Below are 20548 nucleotides of genomic sequence, written 5' to 3' on the forward strand. Positions count from 1 at the left end.
CATCCGAACATCATCCCGACGCCGCTGCTGCCTTGCCACCAGATCAACCCGGAAGGCAGACCTTAATCAGCGTAGCCTTAGTCCGAAGAACGTACCCACAATAAAGGCAATCGTCGGATCGGTCGCAATCTGTGCGGTCGAATATGAACCTAACTTCAGTTCGACGATGCCGCTGGTGAACAGCAAACCGAACAGCATCGTCAAGGTGCCAATGAACAGCAATCGGGTAGACGGGGGAAGTCGGTCAGGGCTTGGACTTATCAGATCTGTCAGCGTGAGCGTAGTGGTACGGATCCCATACGACAAGCACACGCCAGTGAAGCAGCCGATCCACAGAATCAGGAAATTGGCCAAAACAGTGCGGTCGATTCGCAGCGTAGTCAGCATCTTGTCAATGTCGCCCTTGCCGGCGACAAGCAACACGAAGTAAGCAATTGCCAACGGCAGCGAGAGCATCAGCGCCGTCTCGCCGAGCTTCGAGATGTTGCGTGTCTTGACCCCGAATCCTTCATCTTCAATCAGAGAATCCTTTAGTGTCTTGAGCTCGCTAAGCGCGGTCTTTGGCACTGGATCGCCCCCTTCCAAACCGACCTGCGCAAGACGGAAGATGCGAACGTAGTAGCGCCTGAACCGTGTTGCATCACGCCGCAGCGGGTCGTCCAGGTAGAGCCGTTGGACGACGGTGAGTACGTGCCCGACATCTTCGAGAAGCGTTTGCTGATCGTCGGTTGGACGGCTGTTGGGATGCGGGTAAACGTAGAGTTCGGCGGCCTCCGGATTGCCTGGATCCGGATCGTCGAAATGCTGTCCCTCCCGTGTCGCGGTCAGAACGGTGTACGCCCCGACCTTTTCATCGGCTGGTGCCGCGACTGCGGCCGGCTGCTGCGGCGGTGCAGCGTCTTTGATCTGTGGCTTGTCGCCTGACTGAACTACAGACTTCTCCTCCGCCATCGCCGGTCCCTCCGTGACGTGTCGTCGCCAGAGTGTTGCATCAGCTTGTTCGCACGAGCCTAGGCTTCGATGCTTGAGTCATTAGGGTTGATGAAGTGCTCATCCCGAAAACTGAGGATGACCTGCCGAGGTGGCCTCTGCATCCTCCGCCCCTCGACAAAGAGGGGGATGCATGCAAGGCGTTAGATTCATAGTCGATGAAGGCCCTGGTGCCGCGCCGAGAAAATCGGGGTCAGGTCGTGCCATAACCGGCCGGATGTGTTGGATCTCGGTCGCTCTTGCGGCCTGCCAAACCATGACTGGCTGCGCGCTGCTGCACCGGCCGGATGACGACAAGATCGCGCAAAGCGCTTCCAAATCCTTCGACGAGGCAGCGCTCGGCAAGACGCTCGACGCTGAGCGTGATGCGCTGTCCAAGACGCAGCAGGAACGTCAAGAGCTGGTCAAGCGCTCCGAGTTCGCGCTGCGCGACGCGATGCTCGCCGCCGTCATCGGTGGAACGACTCCTGACACGACTTGGGGGGCCTTCAAGGATGCGGTATCGCTGCGCATCAGGTATCTGCAGGGCTCGGAGAAGGTCACCCTTCCTGACGGTTGCAATCCGTCCCTCAGTGTCGCCCAGTCAGACGCCGGTTTCGACAACACCAAGGTCCTCCTGACGGAGGACAAGGTCAAACAGTCGGCTCTGAGCGCGCACGAAACCGTACCCTTGTCCTGCTCCAAGCAGCCTACCCAACTTACGCCCAGTCAGGCTTCCAACATCGAGCTCAAAGGCCTTGTACAAGCCTATGACCGGGCATGCGATGGCTTGAACCGCAGGAACGTTTGCGTTAGCGCACACCTGTCCAGCGGCGGCGAAGTGAAGCTGGCCCAGACCAGGATCGAGACCGCTGAGGGTGAGCGTCAACGGGTGAAGGACCAGATCGCTAAAGCGACCACGGCGTATCAGGAAGCGCTTAAGACGGCCGACGCCGCTAAGCCCACGGCCGGGGCAGCGCGGCAACTGGCCAAGACTCTTCAGGATCGCCTTGACGACATCGGCGCCCTCGCCAAGAAGGCAGCGGACGTGAACGATAAGGCGGCCAAACTCGGCTTCGCCGAGCTTGCCAACCTTGAATCGCTGGAGCAGCGCAAGGAGATCATTGAGAGCTACATCAAAGCGCTTCAAGGCACCGACCCAGGTGCGAAGGAGCTGGCGCAGCACCGAACATTCCTCATCGCGAACCTGGTCAACCGCGCCAGCGAGAAACCAGCGCCGCCGACGGCGGGCATCGTGCTTCAGGCTGAGCTCTATCGGCAGCAGATCGCGAACTCGCAAGCGCGAATGCGGCGGGTCGATGAGGCGCTACAGGCACTCAAGGCGCGCCACGCTTCCCTGGTGATCGAGCTCGCGGAACTGCAGAAGGCGTCCGCCTACCTCGCCAGCGCAGCCGGTGCGCAAGGCGGTTGCAACCAGACCGTCGCCTTCTACGAGAGTTTTTCGGCCGGCAAAGGCTGCGAGATCCATACAGGCGGCGCGCTGCTTGCCTTTAACAACGCCTGGACCTTGGGGCGAATGCCCGCGGAGCAGGCTGACTATCGTCAGATCGACGTGCAGGAGCAGATCGCGCTGGATGAGTCGGAGGCAGGGCTGAAGCAGACACAAACGGTGCTTCGCGCGTCGCTCGATCAGATCGTCAAGCTCAACGCCGCAGGCATAAGGCCTGAGAACGTCGCCGCGCTCTGGCAAGCCCTAGGCATCACCGTGATTGCGTTCAAGTGAGGTAGCACATGCGGTTCCCCATCACTCACCTGGGCCTGAGCGCGCTGGCCGCGTCCTGGCTGCTGTCCGGCTGTGGCGGCATGCGAAGCCTTGAAGATACGCGCCAGGACACCCGCACCGTTGGTTTGCTGGTCAAGTCTGTGTCGAGCAACGTCGAGAGTTTTCAGAAGCAGCGCGACGCGATCGCGGTCTCTTCGATGCGCAACCGACAGGCGCTCGAAGCTCTGGCGGTGCAGTACGAGGCCAGTTCGGCAGCAACCATCGCTGTTTGGGAAATCGGCGGCGATCCCAAGCGAAAGGAACTTTTCACGCGTGTGCATACGCAAGCCGATGCCTTGGCTGCGGCCCAAGAACAGCGTGCCGCGCGCAAGGCGGAGCAGGAGAAAGAACTGTCCAAGGCCCGCAGCGCCGTGAATGCCAACACCGCCAAGCTGGCGGAGGCCTCAGTCGCGCTCATCAAGCTCGGCGAGGCAAAGAACGTCAATGACGAGGTGGCCTTCTACCTCCAGTTCGCGAAAGAAACGCAGGCCGAGATTGCCAAGGCGAGCGAGGCCGCAGCGTCCGCCGCCAAGGGCGCGGCCGTCGACACCACCACCGGCAAGGGAGCCCCGTGATGCCAAAGAAGAAAATTCAATTCGCCACATTGGCCTTTCCGGTCGAGATGGCCGCGGCAGCTGCACCGCAACCCACTTCCGAAGGTGAGCGCTATCTGTTGGCGCTGCTGGACTCGCAGCGTGCGTTGGATGTCGCGCTTGACGCGCTGATCGCGCGAGCGGCCGCTGCCAGCCAGGAGGAGTCCGCTTACATCGAAGTCCAGAAGGGCAACATCAAGGCCGACTACTTAAAGATGGACGCGATGCTCAACGCCTACCTTTCCTCGAAGGCGATCTTCAAGCCGATCAGCGATCAGGAACTTGCAAACATCCGAGCCATCCTGGACCGTATGCAGGCGTTCACCGCGAAGAAGGACAAGGCCAGCGCGGTCATGCAAGCGGTCACCGACCTCTTGAACGAGTGGAGCCCCGACGACGCTGAAGCTTGAAGCGTCTGGTCGAATGAGCTTGGTGGCAACGTGGGACTGGCACCCGGTCGGGGAGTTCGCTTTGCGATCAGCTCGGCTTTGTGCGCCGGCGTTGTGACCGCGCCTCCATCACGCTAGAGCCGTGCGGACTCTGCTGATGTGCTCGCCGTCTGCCCGTACGCCCGATACCAAGCGGATGCGGGCAGCGGGATGCGGAAATGTCTGCAGGCGATGAAATCCAGCGCGCCGAGCCCCGCGTCACGACTTGGCGAGCTCCCAAGCCACTCGTACTCGGGCTTCGCCAGGAAGTCCGCGATCCGCTGACGCATCTCGTCGACCTCCTCGGGTAGCGCATACGGCGCCTCGCTGTAGCCGCTTTGCGTGGCGTCGCCGAAGTACCAACGCTCAGCCCAATCAGACGTGGGATGCCACAGTTGGGGGCACACGCTCTTGTACGACTTGGAAACTCCACGGGACAGCATCTCGTAGTGCTGATCCAAGCCCAACACCGCGCACCATCCTGCGATGGTCGCCACGCACCACGACGCCCGCATCAGCTCCTGGTTTCGCTCGGTATCTCCGGGAAATAGTTCCAGGTCGACGAGGTCTTCCAGCGAATCGGTCGATACCGGAAACCGGGTCTTTGTAATGAAGCAATAGTCCAGTCGTTCCGTCAGCTGTCCGAGCCAGGTCGTCGCCTGTTCGACACGACCTACGACAACCAGGAACTCCAGGGCGAGGCAAATGTCGATAGCGTGCCGGTCCAGTCGTGGGGACGCGCTGGCGGGATTGTTTTGAAGCAGCGCGCACAACGAGTCCGCCACCACTTCGGCGTTCGCGCGCATCGCGCGATTACCTTCGTCATCGCTGACACGCTGAACCATGCAAGTCATGCCGACCGAAGCATGGAGCCCGATGTGTTCGAGGAGCACGATGGCGAACTCAGCGCCTTCGCGCCCGTAGCCAGCCAATCCATCGCGCACAAACACATGCGGCTGTAGAACCTCGACATAGCGCTTGGCAGCTGCCGTGTAGGAAATCAGCAGGGCGCCGATCTCCGGATACAGGTGCTTGCGGTGCTCTGCTGGCAGGAGCTGAACGCGATGCCAAGCCCAAAGCAAGGCCCGCTCGCTGACCCACAGCGCCTGTCGACTGTCAGCGTCGGTCTCATCCTCGGTCCAACTCGCGCAGATCCCCGCAGCCAAGTGCGCTCGGCGAGTCGCCTTGCGCAAAGTCCGCGCGTCCGTCGCCGCCGTGGCCAAGCTGCCATCGGCGTTCAACCCGAGTTGGCGCAGCAACAACCAATTCAGGTGCCGAAAATCGTAGTCACCGTCGCCGGCAAGTGCGAGCGCCTTGCGCAGATCCGCGCGATCCTCATCGACGAACAGGTGCTCGTCGAGCATGTGCACCTCAAGGAGTCCGGCGACCATGTCGGCGCCCCAGAAATCGAACTCAGCTCGGGCGGCGTTGCTTTCCTTGAAGCCCGTCCAGACAAAGTCGACGTCCTGCTTGAAGTCGCCTGTGGTGGCAAGGATGATCTTCTTTCTACGCGCCGCATGCTCTGGCGGGATGAGCTTGGTCAGGTAAAGGTCCAGCACCTCGTTGAGACTGGGCCTGATCGATGTGGGTTTGCCGTTGTCCCAGTCGTTCCGGCCTACGTCGCCGCGTTTGATGACGAACAGCAGGAGTTCATCGGTGCCGTCCGCCGCCTTGCCAACTGCAGCCAGGTCAACCCCATACTGGCGAACCCCAGTTTGCGGCTTGGCCAAGGGCACGTACCCCATGGCCACCAACAGATCTGGGAGCAGTCGATCAAACTCGTCGCGCTCGCGGAGGGTGCGCAGGTACTGGGAGAGGATGAGCCTCATGCCGCACCCTTCTTTGCCAGCCTGAAGTTCATGATTCTGATTTCGTTGCCCACGGGGTCAAAGACTTTGCGGCGCGGCACCTCTATGGAGTGGGAGAACGAGACCATCTTCATAGGCGGTCCGTATGAAGCATTGAAGTAGCTGAACGACCCTTGCCCGGCCTTGACGGGAATCTCGGTTGCCATCTGGCTCAAGAGCGTGCTTTTCCTGGCGCGATCCATGTCCTCGTTCATCTTGCGCCAGCGCGCGACCAAAAGCTGGTGTCGCAATCCGGCTGGTGGGTGCAGTTCCCTCCGGCGCGGCAACGCCTCAAGCGACCTGTCCAAGGTCTCGAGAGCCTCCACCACTGCATTTAGGAACTGCACCGTCTCCTCGGCGGCGCCATCCACGGCAGCCCTGCACGCGTCGGCAGTGCTTCCAGGGTAGTCATAACCGATCTCATCGACGAGCAACAGGCGCAGCAGGGGGAAGATCCGATCCTTGGCATCGTGAGACTCCACCATGGACAGGGCCAGGTTCGTGACCTGTTGTCGATCGAGGACAAAGCCCAGCATGCGGCGAGCCAGGAAGTAAAAGTCGTCCTCGCTCAAGCTGTCGAGGCGCTCCTTGTGCAAGTGCAGGCGATGAGCATCCAGTTTTTGCAGCTTGCTGAACAAGCAGGCGAGGTTCGCGACGTGCTGACGGGGTTCGCGTAGCAGCCAATCGGTCAGCAGCGCAGACCACGCAGGTTCCATGGTGCAGAGCTTTTCGAACGTGCTATCGAAGCTGGTGGCGACCGTATCGTCGAGCAGAGCCTGCGTACCATGTCGCTCGGTCCAGCGCGTGATCATCGCAACCACCACCGGCACCTTGTCGGGCTGGTCCAGCACGCGAGACAGCGCGAAGTCGAGGCTTCTGATGGCATTGCTTTTTCCGGGGGCAAGCCCATCCATCAGATCAATCCACTCATTGCAGTCCGATCGCTCGTTCATCTCCTTGCTGCGCAGGAACATCGACGTTGCCACGCCGGCAAGCACGTCCTGATCCCCACCGACCGCCAGCTCCTTCAGCACGTGGTCAAACGCCGGCACGAGATGCATCGAACGGGTCGCGACGACGATGGCCTGCTTGCGCACATCCTCAAGGGGACTCTCCATCAGACCAGATATCGCCGTGCAGACCTCGTCATGCATCGCCGCAGTAGAAGGTACGTTCAGCAGACGACCCAACGTCCAGATGCCGACCCTGGCTCGCAACATCGACGCATCAGTCGCGTCGTCCCTGGCAAGTTCGAAGGCGCCGGCGTAGTCCATCATCGCCAGCCCCACGATCGCGCTGCTCAGCAGATTGGCCGTCGCATCACTTAGGCGGGCAACCAGGGCGCGATGGAGCTGCCTGGCGGTGGCGGGTCGGCTCCCGAGCCATGACTCCAGGGGCTGATGAAAGGTACCGCTGGCCAGGTCGTCCTTCGTTCCCTCGAACTTGGCATCGCACAAGTCGACAAGCGACTCGACGGTCATGTTGTCCAGAAATGGGACGGCGGCTTCCAGGAGGAGGAGTACTTCAAATGGATCGTGACCTTCTCGGATGCGCTGAGCCGCGAGAGACAGGACATCGACCTGCTGCGCTGCTAGCGCCAGCAGCCTCGCCGACGCGAAATCATCGTAGGCGCTCTCGCGACGCCATAGCTCATTTGCTCGTTCGAACAGCAGACCTGGCGTGCTCGCAAGGTCCTCGGCGACGTGCGCGTAGGCCAGGTCAGCGACCCGCCGGTTCCTCTGCGCCAGCGACGCAAACTCGATGCTGTCGACGGCCAGCTCGTAGCCCTCTCCAGGCTGGGCGTCCGCGATCGCTGTGCCGGGCTCCAGTTCGAGTCGAAGCGCGGGCTTCTCGGTCTGGTGCAGCCTAAGGGCGAGTTCTGCAACAGTGATTGGAGACGACATGGTCTGCAGCCGGCTCACGGCCCGCCATCCTTGAAGAAGAAGCTGAAAGCCCCTTGTGATGGTCGGCGCAACAAATGCTCTGGCTTCAGGTGAAGACGTGCACTTGAAGGAACCCCGTCTTCTCCGAGCACTTGCACCTGCCGATCGGCGGTCAGTTTCAGCAACGCCCTCTCAACCATGTCGCGCGTTGCCGGTGTCGAGTTGATCACCCGCATGAAGAAGTCGTCGAAGGATATGCCGTCGGAACCTCACTAAGCAGCCGGGGAATCTGTTCCGGCATGGTGTCTTGACTCACCGTGGCAGCTACCTCGGAGAAGTCGAACCCTGACTGCAGCTTACCCCAGACCACCTTCGAGAACGTCGGCCAATGGCGCCTGCGCATTTCACGCAGTTGCCAGACGCCCACCGGCTGCGCCACGACCTCAACAGCACGCCCGTCTTCTGGTTGCGCGCGAACCTCCTGTTACACGCCAAAGAGCGGCAGGTGCGGCGCTGCGCGACGCCTCCCAATCCGTTGAAGTGGTGCTTCCAGTCCTCCAACTTGACCGCATGGCGTAAACCACGAGCACCACACATCAATGCATGAACTATGCTGCCATAAACGCACTATTGTGCAAAAAAACAAGACGGAGACAGCATGGCGAGTTTCAAGCTGGGGCACGTTGAGCGCCCCCAAAGGCGGAGCTATTGTCTTTTCAACGTGGCACGGCTTCGAATCTGGCTTGGGCTTCTGTGCTTAGTCTTCTTGCCTCCCGCAGCACATGCAGGAGAGATCGTAATCGCCCAGGTGGCGCCCAAGAGCGGCCCCCTGGGTCCCAATGGAATTGGCAACTATATTGGGGCAAAGGCAGTATTTGACGACGTGAACGCCCGGGGAGGTATTCACGGGCAGAAAATACGATTCATCTCTGAAGATGACAAATACCAACCAAGCGAAACGGTTCGGCTTCTAAATCTGGTCGGCACCCGAGAACGTCCCGTCCTGTTTGTCAATCTGCTTGGATCCGCCAATGTGACGGCTGTGCTCAAGGACCAGACGCTGGAAAAGTTGGGCATCCCTGCCGTGGGGGTCACGCCCGGCGTAGAGAGCCTACGATCGCCAGGTAGTGCGCTGATCTTCCACACCCAGGCAGGCGACAGGCTGCAGTTGGAGCGAGCGGTTGCTCATCTCTCAACGGTAGGCATCAGGAGCCTCGGCGTCGTCTACCAAGACAATCCCTTCGGGCACAGTGGCCTGGCGTATGTAGAAGACTCAGCCAAGCGCCTTGGCCTGGCGCTTTTGGGCCGAGTGGCCGTCAAGGTTGGCGCGGACGACCTCACTCACGCTGCCGCAGAGTTGAAGGCAACAAACGCGCAGGCGTACATCATGGTGCTTGCCTCGAACAGCGGGGCCGCATTCGTCAGAGATGTCCGCAACGGCGGGGACAGAACGCTGATCTACGGCATGTCGTACGTGGCTGTTGCCGAGGTAATCGAGAAAGCCGGCGCCAACGCGGCCGAAGGCGTCGCCCTGACACAAGTCACTCCGAACACATTCAACGAGGGCGCCGGAGTCGTCCGCTCCTTCCGAGCGCTGATGCTTCGACAAGCCCCCAAGGAGGTGCCAACGCAACTCCACTTCATCGGATATCTCGCCGCACGGGCCGCAGTGGATGCACTACAACGAGCAGGTGCTTCCGTCACCCCAGCCACAGTTGCAAGCGCATTGAAAGCCGTGCGAATTGACGAAAACGGGTACACCCTAGATTTCACGAAGGGAAATATAGGTTCGTCTTACGTCAATATAGGTATGATTGACCGGCGCGGCCGGCTGATATTCTAAAAACCTGAAAACACTGCTCCGCGTTTTATCGAAAACCAGCGGATAGGAGCTGCGGGGCAAGGCCAAGGAACTTGCACCCCGGAGGCAATCGAACGTCGCCGACAAGCAAGATCTTGCTAGCCGACGCCGCGAGCCCGCCCTTGTCAGCCCTCGGTCTTGAAGACAGAGACGGTCAACGCCAGACGCTTTGACTGATCCCTGAGCGACGCCGCCGCCGCCGCTGCTTCTTCCACCAACGCTGCGTTCTGCTGCGTCACTTGGTCGATGTGGCTGACCGCATGGTTGATCTTCTCCAATCCGCTGCACTGCTGAACTGAAGCCGCGGATGCGTTGGCAATCAGACCAGCAACCGCCTGAACGCCAGTCACCACGCCGTCGATCACCGACTTGGCGACGCCGACCTGCCGGGATCCAGCCTCCACGGTCTCCGATGACTGCGCAATGAGCGCCTTGATCTCACGAGCCGCCTCACCGCTTCGCTGCGCCAGAGTTCGAACCTCGCTCGCCACGACTGCGAAGCCCCTGCCCTGCTCTCCCGCACGAGCCGCCTCGACCGCAGCATTAAGCGCCAGGATGTTGGTTTGGAACGCGATGCCGTCAATCACGCCAGTGATGTCGGCGATCTTGCGCGACGCCACCGTGATCTCTTCCATCCGCGCCACAACCTCAGCGACGACCTGGCCACTCTGAATGGCGGAGTCACGCGCCTCGCTCGCAAGCTGGTCCGCTTGAGTCGCGATCTGGTTGGACTTCTGTGCGCTTGCCGTCGCCTCATGCAGGTTGGAAGCTGTCTGCTGCAGGCTCGAAGCCGTTCGCTCAGTGCGGTTGGATAGATCCAGGTTTCCTGCGGCGATTTCAGAGGACGCGCTGTCGACCATCTCGACGCCTTGCCGGACTTCATGCACGACGTTGCGCAGCTTCTGCCCCATGGCATTCATGGCATCCATGAGCCTGCCGACTTCATCTCGCCGGTCGACAACGTGGGTTTGCCTGAGGTCCCCAGTCGCGATTCGTTCTGCTGACGCCACCGCGGTGCCGAGGGGCCCAACGATCGACCGAAGCAGAAGAGCAGTGGCCGCCAATGCAACCAGCAGTACCGACACAACCTGGACCACGGCCCACGTAGCGTTCCTGTCCAAGCTTGCCTGCGCCTGCGCCAATGCCTCGTCGCGCTTCGACTCCTGCAGCTTCAGCATGTCCAACTGCGCTTTGTCATAGCCGGCCAGCGCGGGCATGAACTCTTGCTCGACAAGTTTTCGAGCCCCGTCCATGTCACCCTGCTTTCGAAGCGCGCCAATCTTCGGAATGACCGCAAGCACTGCCTTGCGCTTCTCCTGCATCTGTTCAGCCTGGGCCTTGTCCCGGTCTGACTGCGCCAGTTCGCCAATACGTTTTTGCAGATCAGAGCTTTCCGCGATGCCGTCCTTCAGGCGCTGAGCGAAGAACGCGGAGTCAGCGTCATCTCTGTTCAGATGGGTGGCGAGCGTTCGATCGGTGTTGCGCTGGCTGATCATTCGCCACTGCGTCACGAGCGTGATCAGCTCGTCGGCGCTTCGAAGCTTCGCGGTGCTTTCGTCGTGAATTCGGCGCGCACTTTGCTGGAGCAGCACCGTGACTGCTGTCGTCGCCAACAGCAGGGCAACTACCAGACTCCAGAGCTTCGTCGAGATTGGAACGTCGTTGATTCGCACCGTGATGTCTCCACTTGATGTTGCAGCGATGCCGTCTGCTCTGACGGTCTATGGCGGATCGGAAGCCGCTCACAATGTTGTGCTTGTCGGGAGATTTTTTCTAGCCTGTCCGCAGAGCTCTTCGTGAATTGATGCAGGTCTAGTGACGGTCAGAGTGATCAGTGGTTGCTCCCGAGCATCGATGTCATCGGCTCCTGCGACAGCCTATGGCAAGGAATCGCAACGACATCGACTCGCAACTGAAGTCGATGTCGGCCAGGCGGGTATCAAACTCGCTCGACAAGCAGCGCGATCCCCTGGCCGACACCAATGCACATGGTGCAAAGCGCGTACCGGCCATTGATCCTGTGCAGTTGATTGATCGCGGTAGTGACCAGGCGCGCGCCACTAGCTCCGAGTGGATGGCCGAGTGCGATAGCGCCGCCATTGGGATTCACCCGACGATCGTCGTCGTCAATTCCCAGGCCGCGCAGGACCGCCAGACCTTGCGCAGCGAACGCTTCGTTCAGTTCGATGACGTCCAGCTGATCGATCCCGATGCCAAGCCGATGCAACAGCTTCTGCGTTGCAGGCAGGGGACCGATGCCCATGATGCGCGGCTCCACACCGGCCGTGGCCATGCCCAGGACGCGAGCTCGTGGCTTGAGCCCCTGGCTGGCACATGCTGCTTCGTTTGCCAGGATCAAGGCGCAGGCGCCATCGTTGACGCCGCTTGAGTTACCCGCCGTAACGGAGCCTTCCGGCCTCACGACGCCCTTCAGCTTTGCCAGGGCTTCAAGGCTCGTTTCACGAGGATGTTCGTCCTTCGCCACAAGGATCGGATCACCCTTCTTCTGCGGAACGGACACGCCAACAATCTCGGCGTCGAACACGCCGTCTCGCTGCGCGGCAAGGGCCTTCACCTGACTTGCAAGTGCCATCCTGTCCTGCGCCTCCCTCCCGATGCCGTATTGGGCAGCGACGTTCTCAGCGGTCTCTGGCATCGAGTCGATGCCATGGGACTTCTTCATCAGCGCATTGACGAAGCGCCATCCGATGGTGGTGTCTTCGATCTTGGCGCTGCGGCTGAAGGCGGACTCCGCCTTGCCCATGACGAACGGCGCGCGGCTCATGCTCTCGACACCGCCGGCGAACATGATCTCGGCTTCGCCAGCCCTGATAGCGCGTGCAGCGGTGCCCACGGCATCCAACCCAGATCCACACAGCCGGTTCAGCGTGCTGCCCGGCAACGTGACAGGCAGGCCTGCCAGCAACGAGCTCATGCGGGCGACATTGCGGTTGTCTTCGCCAGCCTGGTTGGCGCAGCCCAAGATGACATCGCCCACTCGATCCCAGTCAAGGTTCGGATATCGAGCTGCCAAAGCGCGCAGGGGGATTGCGGCGAGATCGTCCGGGCGAATGCTGGACAGTGCGCCACCGTAGCGGCCGAAGGGTGTACGCAGCGCGTCGCAAATGAAGACGTCAGTCATGGCTTGAAGAGGCTTGTGGCCTCGAGGTCGAGTACCTCTTGGCCGTTCTGGTTGTGAAGCTGCCAACGCCACCGCAGGATGCCGAGGCCGCGACTGGAGAGCCTCGCTTCGATCACGGTGGCGGTGAGTTGGAGGCGGTCATCCGGGCGAACCGGGTTGGGCCACTTCAGGCCGGCAAGGCCGGGCGACGCGTAGCTCTCGGATCCGGCCAGCGCGGCATCGGCGACGAGACGCATGGCGATGCAGCACGTGTGCCAGCCGCTCGCGATCAACCCTTCGAAAGGACCCTCTGCTGCAGCTTCGGGATCCGTGTGAAACCACTGGGGGTCCCACTGGCTGGCGAACGCCACGATGTCCTGCTCTGACACAACATGAGGACCCGCCGTGATGACCTGGCCAGCGCGAAAGTCCGCGAACTTCATGCGGTGAATCTCGGAGCGCGCTTCTCTTGGAGGGCGGTGAGCCCCTCGCGAGCGTCAGCTCCAGAGAAGCCCAGGATCTCCAGCGCCAGCGAATGCTCGAAGGCTGGCCAGGCGGCGCGCAGCCAGTGGTTGAGGCTGCGCTTCGTGAACGCCATCGCCGTTCGGCTGCCGGCGGCGAGTTGATCGGCGACGGCGCGCGCCCGATCTAGAAGTTCATCGGCGGGCACACACAAACTGATCAGTCCGATGCGCTCCGCCTCCACACCCGTCAACGGCGTGCAGGTCAGCAGATGGTATTTGGCCTTGGCCATGCCGCAAAGCAGCGGCCAGATCACCGCGGCGTGGTCGCCGGCTGCGACGCCCAGCTTGGTGTGGCCGTCGATGATCTTGGCGTTCTCCGCGGCGATCGAAACGTCCGCCAGCAGTGCCAACGCGGCGCCGGCACCGACGGCCGCACCATTGATCGCGGACACGATGGGCACATCGCAGTCGATCATGCCCTGCACGAGATCACGCCCCTCCTTCAACACACGCAGTCGAGCCGCCTCGCTGCTGAGCATTTCCTCGACCAGCGAGATCTGGCCACCAGCGCTGAATCCCTTCCCCTCGCTGCGAATGAGGATGCAGCGCGTCTCGCTGTCGGAAGCCAGTCGACCCCATACGTTGGCCAGCTCTGCGTGCTCCTGTGCATCACAGGCCGGCAAGGTGCCTTCCGGGCCGAGGATCAGCTCAACGACACCGCCAGCGCGTCGCTCAACACGAATACTCATCCCAGCCTCCTCAGAACCGGGCTGACGCGATAGCGCTCGCCGCGGTAGTAGCAGTCCAGAGCCTCAACGAACGAGACCACGCGGCGTGCGCCCATCTGCTCCAGCCACTCGAACGGCCCCTTCGGATAGTTCACGCCCAACTTCATTGCGTCGTCCGCGCCGGTCGGCGTGCAGACACCCTGTTGCACGGCGTCCGCTGCTTCGTTGATCAACATGCTCAGCGTGCGAGCGACAACGAGCCCAGGCACGTCCGCAACTGCGACGGGCTGGAAACCGAGAACGCTCAGCCATCCGCCCGCTTGGCGGCGCCATTGCTCATTGCCAGGCGCTGTGAAGGCCAGCGCGCCTGCCGAAGCGCCGACAATTTCGTCGAACAGCGCCACTTCGGAGATCTCGCACTCAAGCGAGACATCGAAGGCGGTCCGACCATCCGTGCGGCGCAGTTGTGCCTCGCCCACCTGCAGCCCGGTCCAGCCACTGGCCGGCTGATGCTGAGGAGCAAAGCCTTTGGACTGCAAAGTGGACCACCATTGCCTGGCCAAGGCATCGTCCCCATGCACGATGACCTGCTGCGCCTTGTCGGGCTCAATGATCTCGGGTGCGACCAGTGCTGGCGCACCTTCCGGATAGCGGTAGAACCCTCGACCGCTCTTGCGCCCGAACAGGCCACCGTCTACCAACTCCTGCTGCACCAGCGACGGCGTGAAGCGCCGATCAAAGAAGTTCGCCTCGAAGACCGAGGTCGTGACGGAGAAATTGGTGTCGTGTCCGATGAGGTCCATCAGCTCGCAGGGGCCCATGCGAAAGCCCGCGGCTCGCAGGCAGGCATCCAGACCCTGCGGTGATGCGGCCCGCTCCTGAAGCAGCATCAGCGCTTCGGCATAGTACGGGCGCGCGATGCGATTCACGATGAAGCCCGGGGTGCTGCGCGCGGTGACAGGAACCTTCCCCCAGGCCTTGGAGAGCGCCGTGATGCGATCAACAACGGCGTCCGAGGTTTGGATGCCGCGCACGACCTCTACGAGCCGCATCAGCGGCACAGGATTGAAGAAGTGCATGCCGACGACGCGCTCCGGATGGCGAAGGCCGGCGGCAATCTTGGTGACGCTGATCGAAGACGTGTTCGAAGCGAGGATTGCGTCGGGAGGCAGTAGCGCTTCAAGTTCAGTCAGCAGGCTGCGCTTGGCGTCTAGCTTCTCCACGATGGCTTCAACGGCCAAAGCTGCGGACTTCGCGTCGTGCAGGTGCTGCAAAGGGACGAGCCGCGCAAGAGTGGCATCGGCCGCGTCGCGTGTTCGCTTGCCTTTCGCGACGAGCTGATCCAGCTGGGCCGCAAGTGCCTCACGCGCCTGCGGTGCAGCACCCTGGCGAAGATCGAACAGGAATACACGGTGGCCAGCTTCCGCTGCCACCTGTGCAATGCCGATGCCCATGACGCCGGCACCGATCACCAGCACGTCGTCGAGTGTGTTCATTGGGGAATCCAGTTGGCAGGACGCTTCTCGAGGAATGCCGAGAAGCCTTCCTTGGCTTCTTCGCTGGTGCGCACGCGCGCGATGGTTTGGGCGGTCAGCTCTCTGACGCTTGAGTCGACGGGTCCAACGTAGAGCCGAGAAAAAAGCACCTTGATCTCCTGCTGTGCGGTCGGACCGCAGATGAGCAGATCAGCCAGAGCTACATCGATCGCTGCGTCCAACTGGTCGGCTTCGACGATCTCTTGGACCAGACCGATCTGCCTCGCCTCGGAAGCACCGATGCGGGTAGCCGTCAGCGCGAGGCGGCGCGCGTTCCTGCGCCCCACCGCGTTGACCAGGTGTGGCCCGATGACAGCAGGAAGGATGCCGAACTTGGCTTCACTGACGCTGAAGGTTGCCTTGTCTGCCGCGATGGCGATGTCGCAGGCGCAGGCGAGACCTACCCCACCACCAAGGGCCGCGCCTTGAACCCGGGCGATCGTCGGCTTGGGACAAGCCTCGATGCAGGACAGCGTGTCGGCAAACCGGCGGGCGTCGCTCAGATTCCAATCGGTGTCAGCGGTTGATGCGCGCTTCATCCACTGCAGATCGGCGCCTGCGCTGAAGTGCTTGCCAGCCCCTGCAAGCACGATGGCACGCACCTCTGGATCCTTGGCCAAGGCCCGGAAGGCCACGCCCAACTCCTGGATCATGCGTTCGTCGAACGCGTTGAAGACGTCGGGGCGCGACATCGTGACTTGCGCGACGCCAGGCGCCCGAGTCGTCACCTGGATGGTTTCGAAGTCCGTCATGTCGATGAACGGCCGCCTGGCAATGCCCTTCGGCCGAGTTGCGTGAAAGGAAGAGGCAGCAATCGCAGCCTCCGATGCTCAATAGGTCTCGAGATGCAGCCGGCCTTCGCGCTTGAGCGTCGCGCCAACCTGCTCCCAGTCCAATCCCGCTTCGTGTGCCACTTCGCGCAGTGCCAGCACGACGCCTTCTTCCATGGCCTTCAAGCCGCACACGTAGAAATGGGCGTGAGGGTCGGTCAGCAACGCAGCCAGGTCGGCGCTGCGCTCGCGCATCGCATCCTGCACATACTTCTTGGGCTGACCGGGTGTGCGCGAGAAGGCGAAGTTGGTGTCGATGAAGTCGCGGGGCAGCGTCTGCAACGGGCCGAAGTACGGCAGCTCTTCCTTGGTGCGGGCACCGAAGAACAGCATCAGCTTGCCGCCATCAAACTTTCCACCGGCGCGCAGACGGCGTCGCCATTCCGTCATGGCTCGCATCGGTGCCGACCCGGTACCGGTGCAGATCATCACGATGTGGCTCTTCGGGTGGTTCGGCATCAGGAACGTGCTGCCGAACGGTCCCATGACCTGCACGGTATCGCCTACCTTCAAGTCACACATGTAGTTGCTCGCGACGCCACGAACGGGATTGCCGTCGTAGTCCTCGAGCACTCGCTTGATGGTCAGCGAGAGATTGTTGTAGCCGGGTCGCTCGCCGTTTCGGGGGCTCGCGATGGAATATTGACGTGCGTGGTGTGGTCGACCTTTAGCGTCGGCGCCAGGCGGCAAGATGCCAATGCTCTGCCCTTCCAGCACAGGGAACGGCAGCGCGCCGAAGTCCAGCACGATGTGGTGGGTGTCGTACTCCTTGCCCACTTCGGTGACGCGCACGTTACCGGCCACCGTGGCGGTGATGAACTTCTCGGCGGCCTTGGGACCGTAGAGGTTCGTATAGGCGTGAGCCGCGCTCCACGGCGGCTGGGTCGAGCCGTAGGACGAACTCTTGAACGCGCCATCCAGGTCCGCGCGCGCCGGCAGTTGGGGAGCGAGGGGCTCTTCAACTGGAACGCCACCGCCCAGTTGATCAGCCGGCAGTTCTTCGGGGAGGCTGTCCCAACCAAGTTGGGCTTCGATGCTGTAGGCGAGCGCCTTCGGCACGGTGCGCCAGTTGTCGATCGAGCCCGTCGGGCACGGCGGAACGCACGCCATGCAGAAGTTGCACTTCTCGGCATCCACCACGTAGTTGCGGCTGTCGTGGGTGATGGCGTCGACCGGGCAGGTCGCTTCGCAGGTGTTGCAGCGAATGCAGATCTCGGGGTCGATCAGATGCTGCTTGATGACGATCACGTCGGATGCGTCCATGTCTAGATCTCCTATGCACCGGTTTCGGCGCTCGCCCGGCGTCTTCAGGAATTTGTGCCGGGGCCGCGGCCCCGGCTTCTACGTTCGCTTAGGCGAAACGCACGTACTCGAAGTCCACGGGCTGGCGGTTGATGCCCATGACCGGCGGCGCAATCCAGTTTGCGAACTTGCCCGGCTCGACCACGCGGCCCATCAGGCTGGAGACGAACTGACGGTCACCTGCGGTGGGCAGCCATTCGGGCGAGCGAGCCGACCATTCGGCTTCGCTGATCACGTTGCCTTGCGGGGAGATCTTGGCGCCGGACAGCGAACCGATGTTGCGGTGGAAGGCCTTGTGCGGGACGGTGAGTCGGAACGGGATACCGGCCTTTTCGATGACCTTGTTCCAACGGTCCACGCCGGCGATGCTGTCCTTGATGTAGTCGTCGCGCAGGACTTCGTTGAGCGCGTTGAGCATCGGCACTTGCTTTTCGACAAGGCGGCCGTTCTCCACGTGCAGCACCGGGTAGGTCTGACCCTTCAGGATGTGGTCGTCGACGCGCTTGCCTTCTTCGTAGCGGCCCTTCAGGCCGGTGGAGTAGAAGGTGGCAGCGTTGCTGGACTCGTCGGCGCCGAACAGATCGATCGTGACGCTGAAGTGGAAGTTCAGGTAGCGCTGGATCGTCGGCAGGTCGATGACGCCGGCTTCGCGCAACTTCTTCGGATCGTCCGTCTTCAGGTCGTTCATCACCTGGCAGGTGCGGTTGATGACGCGGCTCACGCCAGACTCGCCCACGAACATGTGATGGGCTTCTTCCGTCAGCATGAACTTGGTGGTGCGGGCCAGCGGGTCGAAGCTGGATTCAGCGAGCGCGCACAGCTGGAACTTGCCATCGCGGTCGGTGAAGTAGGTGAACATGAAGAACGACAGCCAATCCGGCGTCGGCTCATTGAACGCCTGCAGGATGCGCGGGTTGTTCTCCTGGCCGCTGCGGCGCTCGAGCAACGCTTCGCCTTCCTCGCGACCATCACGGCCGAAGTACTTGTGCAGCAGGTAGACCATCGCCCACAGGTGGCGGCCTTCCTCGACGTTGACCTGGAACAGGTTGCGCAGGTCGTACTGGCTCGGGCAAGTCTGACCCAGGTGTCGCTGCTGCTCAACCGAGGCCGGCTCGGTGTCGCCCTGCGTCACGATGATGCGGCGCAGGTTGGCACGGTACTCACCGGGCACGTCTTGCCAGGCGTCCTCGCCCTTGTGGTCGCCGAAGTGGATCTTGCGATCCTGCTCGCCCGGGTTCAGGAAGATGCCCCAACGGTAGTCGGGCATCTTGACGTGGCCGAAGGTGGCCCAGCCCTGCGGGTCGACGCTCGTGGCGGTGCGCAGGTAGACGTCGAAGTTCTGGGAGCCGTCCGGACCCATGTCGTCCCACCAGGACAGGAAGTTGGGCTGCCAGCCTTCGAGCGCGCGCTGCAGCGTGCGGTCGTCGTTGAGGTTGACGTTGTTCGGGATCTTCTGGCTGTAGTCGATGGTGCTCATTGCGTTCTCCTCAAACCCGGTTGAAATCGAAGGCGGCCTTGTCGCCCTTGCCGAAGACCTTCAGCGCACCCTTTTCGCCAACGGCGTTGGGACGCTGGAAGATCCAGTTCTGCCAGGCGGTCAGCCGGCCGAACACACGCGTGACCATGTTCTCGGGGCCGTTGAAGCGCAGGTTGGCCTCCATACCGGTCAGCGCATCGGGGCTCATCGCAACGCGCTCTTCGATCGCGATGCGGGTTTCATCCGCCCAGTCGATGTCGTCCGGGTTGCTGGTCACGAGGCCCAGCGCGAAGGCTGCGTCTGCGTCCAGCGGGCGACCTGCCTTGGCGCGGACCTGCTCCAGTTCAGCGACGTCGTCGTAGAAGCGACGGCCCAGGCGACTTTGGCCTGTGGCCATCGGGAACAGACCGAAGTTGGCTTCGTCCACCGTGATCTTCGGAGCGCGCGCGTCGTCATCAGGCAAGGCCAGGTGATAGATGCGATCGCAAGCCAGCGCGGTTTCGAGCAGCGAGCCGGCGAAGCAGGAGCCCGGCTCGATCAGCGCAAACAGGCTGCGCGAGGACACGTCCAGGCGGCTGAAGGTGCGACGCAGATAGCCGATGGTTTCGCGCACCAGCCAGTGATCCTTGTTGGCAAGTAGCACGGCGTCACTGGCCAGCACAGCTTCGGCATCGCCTTCTGTCTTAATCAGCCAGGTGCCGATGTCCAGCTCGTTGGTGCGCATGGACAGGATGGCGTCTTCGAGATCGCGGGCCAGTGCCAGCGGGTACCAGGCGGCGCCCTGGGCGACGATGCCCTTCACGTCGGTCGGCACAGCCTCCTTCGGGCCACGGATCAGGAACGTCGCGAGGCGCTTGGCGCGGTCGATGTCAACGCGAACGTAGGTGTAGCTCAGCGAATCGGGTTCGGCTGAACGCTGCAGCGGCGGGAACACCACACCCACCTCACCGGCCGGACGATCACTGCCTTCGGCGAGCTCGAGCGCGCGTGCCTGCACCTTGGCGGCGAACTGTGCCGGCTTGGCAATGTCATCGACCAGGCGCCAGTCCTTTGCGCGCTGGCCACGAACGCCTTCTGTCGTCGTGCAGAAGATGTCAGCCAGATCGTGGCGGACCTTGCGCTTGTCGGTGACGCGGGTCAGGCCGCCAGTGCCCGGCAGCACGCCCAGCAGGGGCACTTCCGGCAAGCTCACGGCGCTGGAGCGGTCGTCGACCAGCAGGATCTCGTCGCAGGCCAGCGCCAGCTCGTAGCCGCCGCCGGCGCAGGCGCCGTTCACTGCCGCCAGGAACTTCAGACCGCTGTTGGCGCTGGAGTCTTCGATGCCGTTGCGGGTCTCGTTGGTGAACTTGCAGAAGTTGACCTTCCAGCCATGGCTGGAGACGCCCAACATGTAGATGTTGGCGCCCGAGCAGAAGATCTTTTCCTTGTTGCTCGTGACGACCACCGTGCGCACTTCGGGGTGCTCGAAGCGGATGCGCTGCAGCGCATCGTTCAGTTCGATGTCGACGCCGAGGTCATAGCTGTTGAGCTTGAGCTTGTAGCCGGGGCGCAGGCCACCGTTTTCGTCGAAGTCGGCCGCCAGGCGAGCGACGGGACCTTCGAAGGTCAGCTTCCAGTGCTTGTACTGGCTCGGGTGGGTTTGATAGTCCACTCGCGGCGCGATGGACTGGACAGGGGAAAGATCGCTCACGGCACGCTCCTTGGATCGCAAAACAGTGCGGCCCAAT

Annotated in this window: 17 protein-coding genes; 4 read left to right on the forward strand and 13 right to left on the reverse strand. The window is 62.1% G+C overall.

All coding sequences use genetic code 11. The features are described 5' to 3' along the window. Window positions 1-66 precede the first annotated feature (66 nt). On the reverse strand, window positions 67-951 hold the full coding sequence (locus AC1Q7O_RS26095; RefSeq protein WP_492662130.1) for a hypothetical protein: 885 nt from the start codon (window positions 949-951) through the stop codon (window positions 67-69). 295 nt (window positions 952-1246) lie between these two features. Between AC1Q7O_RS26095 and AC1Q7O_RS26100 the strand changes: the two genes are divergently transcribed. The 3 genes from AC1Q7O_RS26100 to AC1Q7O_RS26110 are packed head-to-tail and all read left to right on the forward strand — an operon-like array spanning window position 1247 to window position 3755. Next, entirely contained in the window at window positions 1247-2713 is a 1467-nt protein-coding gene (locus AC1Q7O_RS26100) for a hypothetical protein (protein WP_492662770.1), read from the forward strand. A gap of 8 nt (window positions 2714-2721) precedes the next feature. Then, window positions 2722-3327, forward strand: coding sequence for a hypothetical protein (locus AC1Q7O_RS26105; RefSeq protein ID WP_492662132.1), 606 nt, complete (start codon window positions 2722-2724; stop codon window positions 3325-3327). Next, window positions 3327-3755: a hypothetical protein gene (locus AC1Q7O_RS26110; RefSeq protein ID WP_492662133.1), complete on the forward strand. Its 429-nt coding sequence runs from the start codon at window positions 3327-3329 to the stop codon at window positions 3753-3755. The genes AC1Q7O_RS26105 and AC1Q7O_RS26110 overlap by 1 nt, the downstream gene beginning before the upstream one ends. A 113-nt stretch (window positions 3756-3868) precedes the next feature. Here the strand turns inward: AC1Q7O_RS26110 and AC1Q7O_RS26115 are convergent, their stop codons facing one another. From AC1Q7O_RS26115 to AC1Q7O_RS26125, 3 genes are read right to left on the reverse strand one after another with little or no spacing between them, the layout of a single operon-like run. Beyond that, window positions 3869-5602 (reverse strand): hypothetical protein, encoded by a 1734-nt coding sequence (locus AC1Q7O_RS26115; protein WP_492662134.1) that lies wholly within the window; start codon window positions 5600-5602, stop codon window positions 3869-3871. Continuing rightward, window positions 5599-7542, reverse strand: a complete 1944-nt coding sequence (locus AC1Q7O_RS26120) for a hypothetical protein (RefSeq protein ID WP_492662135.1) — start codon at window positions 7540-7542, stop codon at window positions 5599-5601. The genes AC1Q7O_RS26115 and AC1Q7O_RS26120 overlap by 4 nt, the downstream gene beginning before the upstream one ends. After that, the gene (locus AC1Q7O_RS26125; RefSeq protein WP_492662136.1) at window positions 7539-7739 is read right to left on the reverse strand and encodes a hypothetical protein; all 201 of its coding nucleotides are present in this window, start codon (window positions 7737-7739) and stop codon (window positions 7539-7541) included. The genes AC1Q7O_RS26120 and AC1Q7O_RS26125 overlap by 4 nt, the downstream gene beginning before the upstream one ends. A 422-nt stretch (window positions 7740-8161) precedes the next feature. On the opposite strand from AC1Q7O_RS26125, the gene AC1Q7O_RS26130 reads away from it, so the two are divergent. Continuing rightward, window positions 8162-9346: an ABC transporter substrate-binding protein gene (locus AC1Q7O_RS26130; RefSeq protein WP_492662137.1), complete on the forward strand. Its 1185-nt coding sequence runs from the start codon at window positions 8162-8164 to the stop codon at window positions 9344-9346. Window positions 9347-9489: 143 nt separating this feature from the next. Here AC1Q7O_RS26130 and AC1Q7O_RS26135 read toward each other — a convergent pair whose 3' ends face one another. The 9 genes from AC1Q7O_RS26135 to boxC all read right to left on the reverse strand — a co-directional run bounded on the left by AC1Q7O_RS26135 (window position 9490) and on the right by boxC (window position 20511). Beyond that, a complete protein-coding gene (locus AC1Q7O_RS26135) occupies window positions 9490-11037 on the reverse strand; it encodes a methyl-accepting chemotaxis protein (RefSeq protein ID WP_492662138.1) in 1548 nt (515 codons plus the stop codon). Between the two features lie 266 nt (window positions 11038-11303). Further along, window positions 11304-12506 (reverse strand): 3-oxoadipyl-CoA thiolase, encoded by a 1203-nt coding sequence (gene pcaF / locus AC1Q7O_RS26140; protein ID WP_492662139.1) that lies wholly within the window; start codon window positions 12504-12506, stop codon window positions 11304-11306. Then, window positions 12503-12928 (reverse strand): MaoC family dehydratase, encoded by a 426-nt coding sequence (locus AC1Q7O_RS26145; RefSeq protein ID WP_492662140.1) that lies wholly within the window; start codon window positions 12926-12928, stop codon window positions 12503-12505. Before AC1Q7O_RS26145 ends, pcaF begins: the two co-directional genes overlap by 4 nt. After that, entirely contained in the window at window positions 12925-13698 is a 774-nt protein-coding gene (locus tag AC1Q7O_RS26150; protein ID WP_492662141.1) for an enoyl-CoA hydratase/isomerase family protein, read from the reverse strand. Before AC1Q7O_RS26150 ends, AC1Q7O_RS26145 begins: the two co-directional genes overlap by 4 nt. Further along, window positions 13695-15173, reverse strand: coding sequence for a 3-hydroxyacyl-CoA dehydrogenase (locus tag AC1Q7O_RS26155; protein ID WP_492662142.1), 1479 nt, complete (start codon window positions 15171-15173; stop codon window positions 13695-13697). The genes AC1Q7O_RS26150 and AC1Q7O_RS26155 overlap by 4 nt, the downstream gene beginning before the upstream one ends. Then, on the reverse strand, window positions 15170-15964 hold the full coding sequence (locus tag AC1Q7O_RS26160) for an enoyl-CoA hydratase-related protein (protein WP_492662143.1): 795 nt from the start codon (window positions 15962-15964) through the stop codon (window positions 15170-15172). Before AC1Q7O_RS26160 ends, AC1Q7O_RS26155 begins: the two co-directional genes overlap by 4 nt. 78 nt (window positions 15965-16042) lie before the next feature. Continuing rightward, window positions 16043-17305, reverse strand: a complete 1263-nt coding sequence (gene boxA / locus AC1Q7O_RS26165; protein WP_492662144.1) for a benzoyl-CoA 2,3-epoxidase subunit BoxA — start codon at window positions 17303-17305, stop codon at window positions 16043-16045. 88 nt (window positions 17306-17393) lie between these two features. Beyond that, window positions 17394-18821, reverse strand: a complete 1428-nt coding sequence (gene boxB, locus AC1Q7O_RS26170; protein WP_492662145.1) for a benzoyl-CoA 2,3-epoxidase subunit BoxB — start codon at window positions 18819-18821, stop codon at window positions 17394-17396. 10 nt (window positions 18822-18831) lie between these two features. Next, window positions 18832-20511: a 2,3-epoxybenzoyl-CoA dihydrolase gene (gene boxC, locus AC1Q7O_RS26175; protein WP_492662174.1), complete on the reverse strand. Its 1680-nt coding sequence runs from the start codon at window positions 20509-20511 to the stop codon at window positions 18832-18834. Window positions 20512-20548 lie beyond the last annotated feature (37 nt).

The sequence above is a fragment of the Roseateles sp. GW823-FHT07B05 genome, from assembly GCF_058794515.1.

What these genes read in the sequence shown, in the direction of transcription:
- AC1Q7O_RS26125 (WP_492662136.1), bottom strand. Translation starts at nt 7,739, where the DNA reads ATGCGGGTGATCAACTCGACACCGGCAACGCGCGACATGGTTGAGAGG.
- AC1Q7O_RS26095 (WP_492662130.1), bottom strand. Translation starts at nt 951, where the DNA reads ATGGCGGAGGAGAAGTCTGTAGTTCAGTCAGGCGACAAGCCACAGATC.
- AC1Q7O_RS26100 (WP_492662770.1), top strand. Translation starts at nt 1,247, where the DNA reads ATGACTGGCTGCGCGCTGCTGCACCGGCCGGATGACGACAAGATCGCG.
- AC1Q7O_RS26145 (WP_492662140.1), bottom strand. Translation starts at nt 12,928, where the DNA reads ATGAAGTTCGCGGACTTTCGCGCTGGCCAGGTCATCACGGCGGGTCCT.
- pcaF (WP_492662139.1), bottom strand. Translation starts at nt 12,506, where the DNA reads ATGACTGACGTCTTCATTTGCGACGCGCTGCGTACACCCTTCGGCCGC.
- AC1Q7O_RS26155 (WP_492662142.1), bottom strand. Translation starts at nt 15,173, where the DNA reads ATGAACACACTCGACGACGTGCTGGTGATCGGTGCCGGCGTCATGGGC.
- AC1Q7O_RS26160 (WP_492662143.1), bottom strand. Translation starts at nt 15,964, where the DNA reads ATGACGGACTTCGAAACCATCCAGGTGACGACTCGGGCGCCTGGCGTC.
- AC1Q7O_RS26110 (WP_492662133.1), top strand. Translation starts at nt 3,327, where the DNA reads ATGCCAAAGAAGAAAATTCAATTCGCCACATTGGCCTTTCCGGTCGAG.
- boxB (WP_492662145.1), bottom strand. Translation starts at nt 18,821, where the DNA reads ATGAGCACCATCGACTACAGCCAGAAGATCCCGAACAACGTCAACCTC.
- AC1Q7O_RS26105 (WP_492662132.1), top strand. Translation starts at nt 2,722, where the DNA reads ATGCGGTTCCCCATCACTCACCTGGGCCTGAGCGCGCTGGCCGCGTCC.
- boxA (WP_492662144.1), bottom strand. Translation starts at nt 17,305, where the DNA reads ATGGACGCATCCGACGTGATCGTCATCAAGCAGCATCTGATCGACCCC.
- AC1Q7O_RS26150 (WP_492662141.1), bottom strand. Translation starts at nt 13,698, where the DNA reads ATGAGTATTCGTGTTGAGCGACGCGCTGGCGGTGTCGTTGAGCTGATC.
- AC1Q7O_RS26115 (WP_492662134.1), bottom strand. Translation starts at nt 5,602, where the DNA reads ATGAGGCTCATCCTCTCCCAGTACCTGCGCACCCTCCGCGAGCGCGAC.
- AC1Q7O_RS26130 (WP_492662137.1), top strand. Translation starts at nt 8,162, where the DNA reads ATGGCGAGTTTCAAGCTGGGGCACGTTGAGCGCCCCCAAAGGCGGAGC.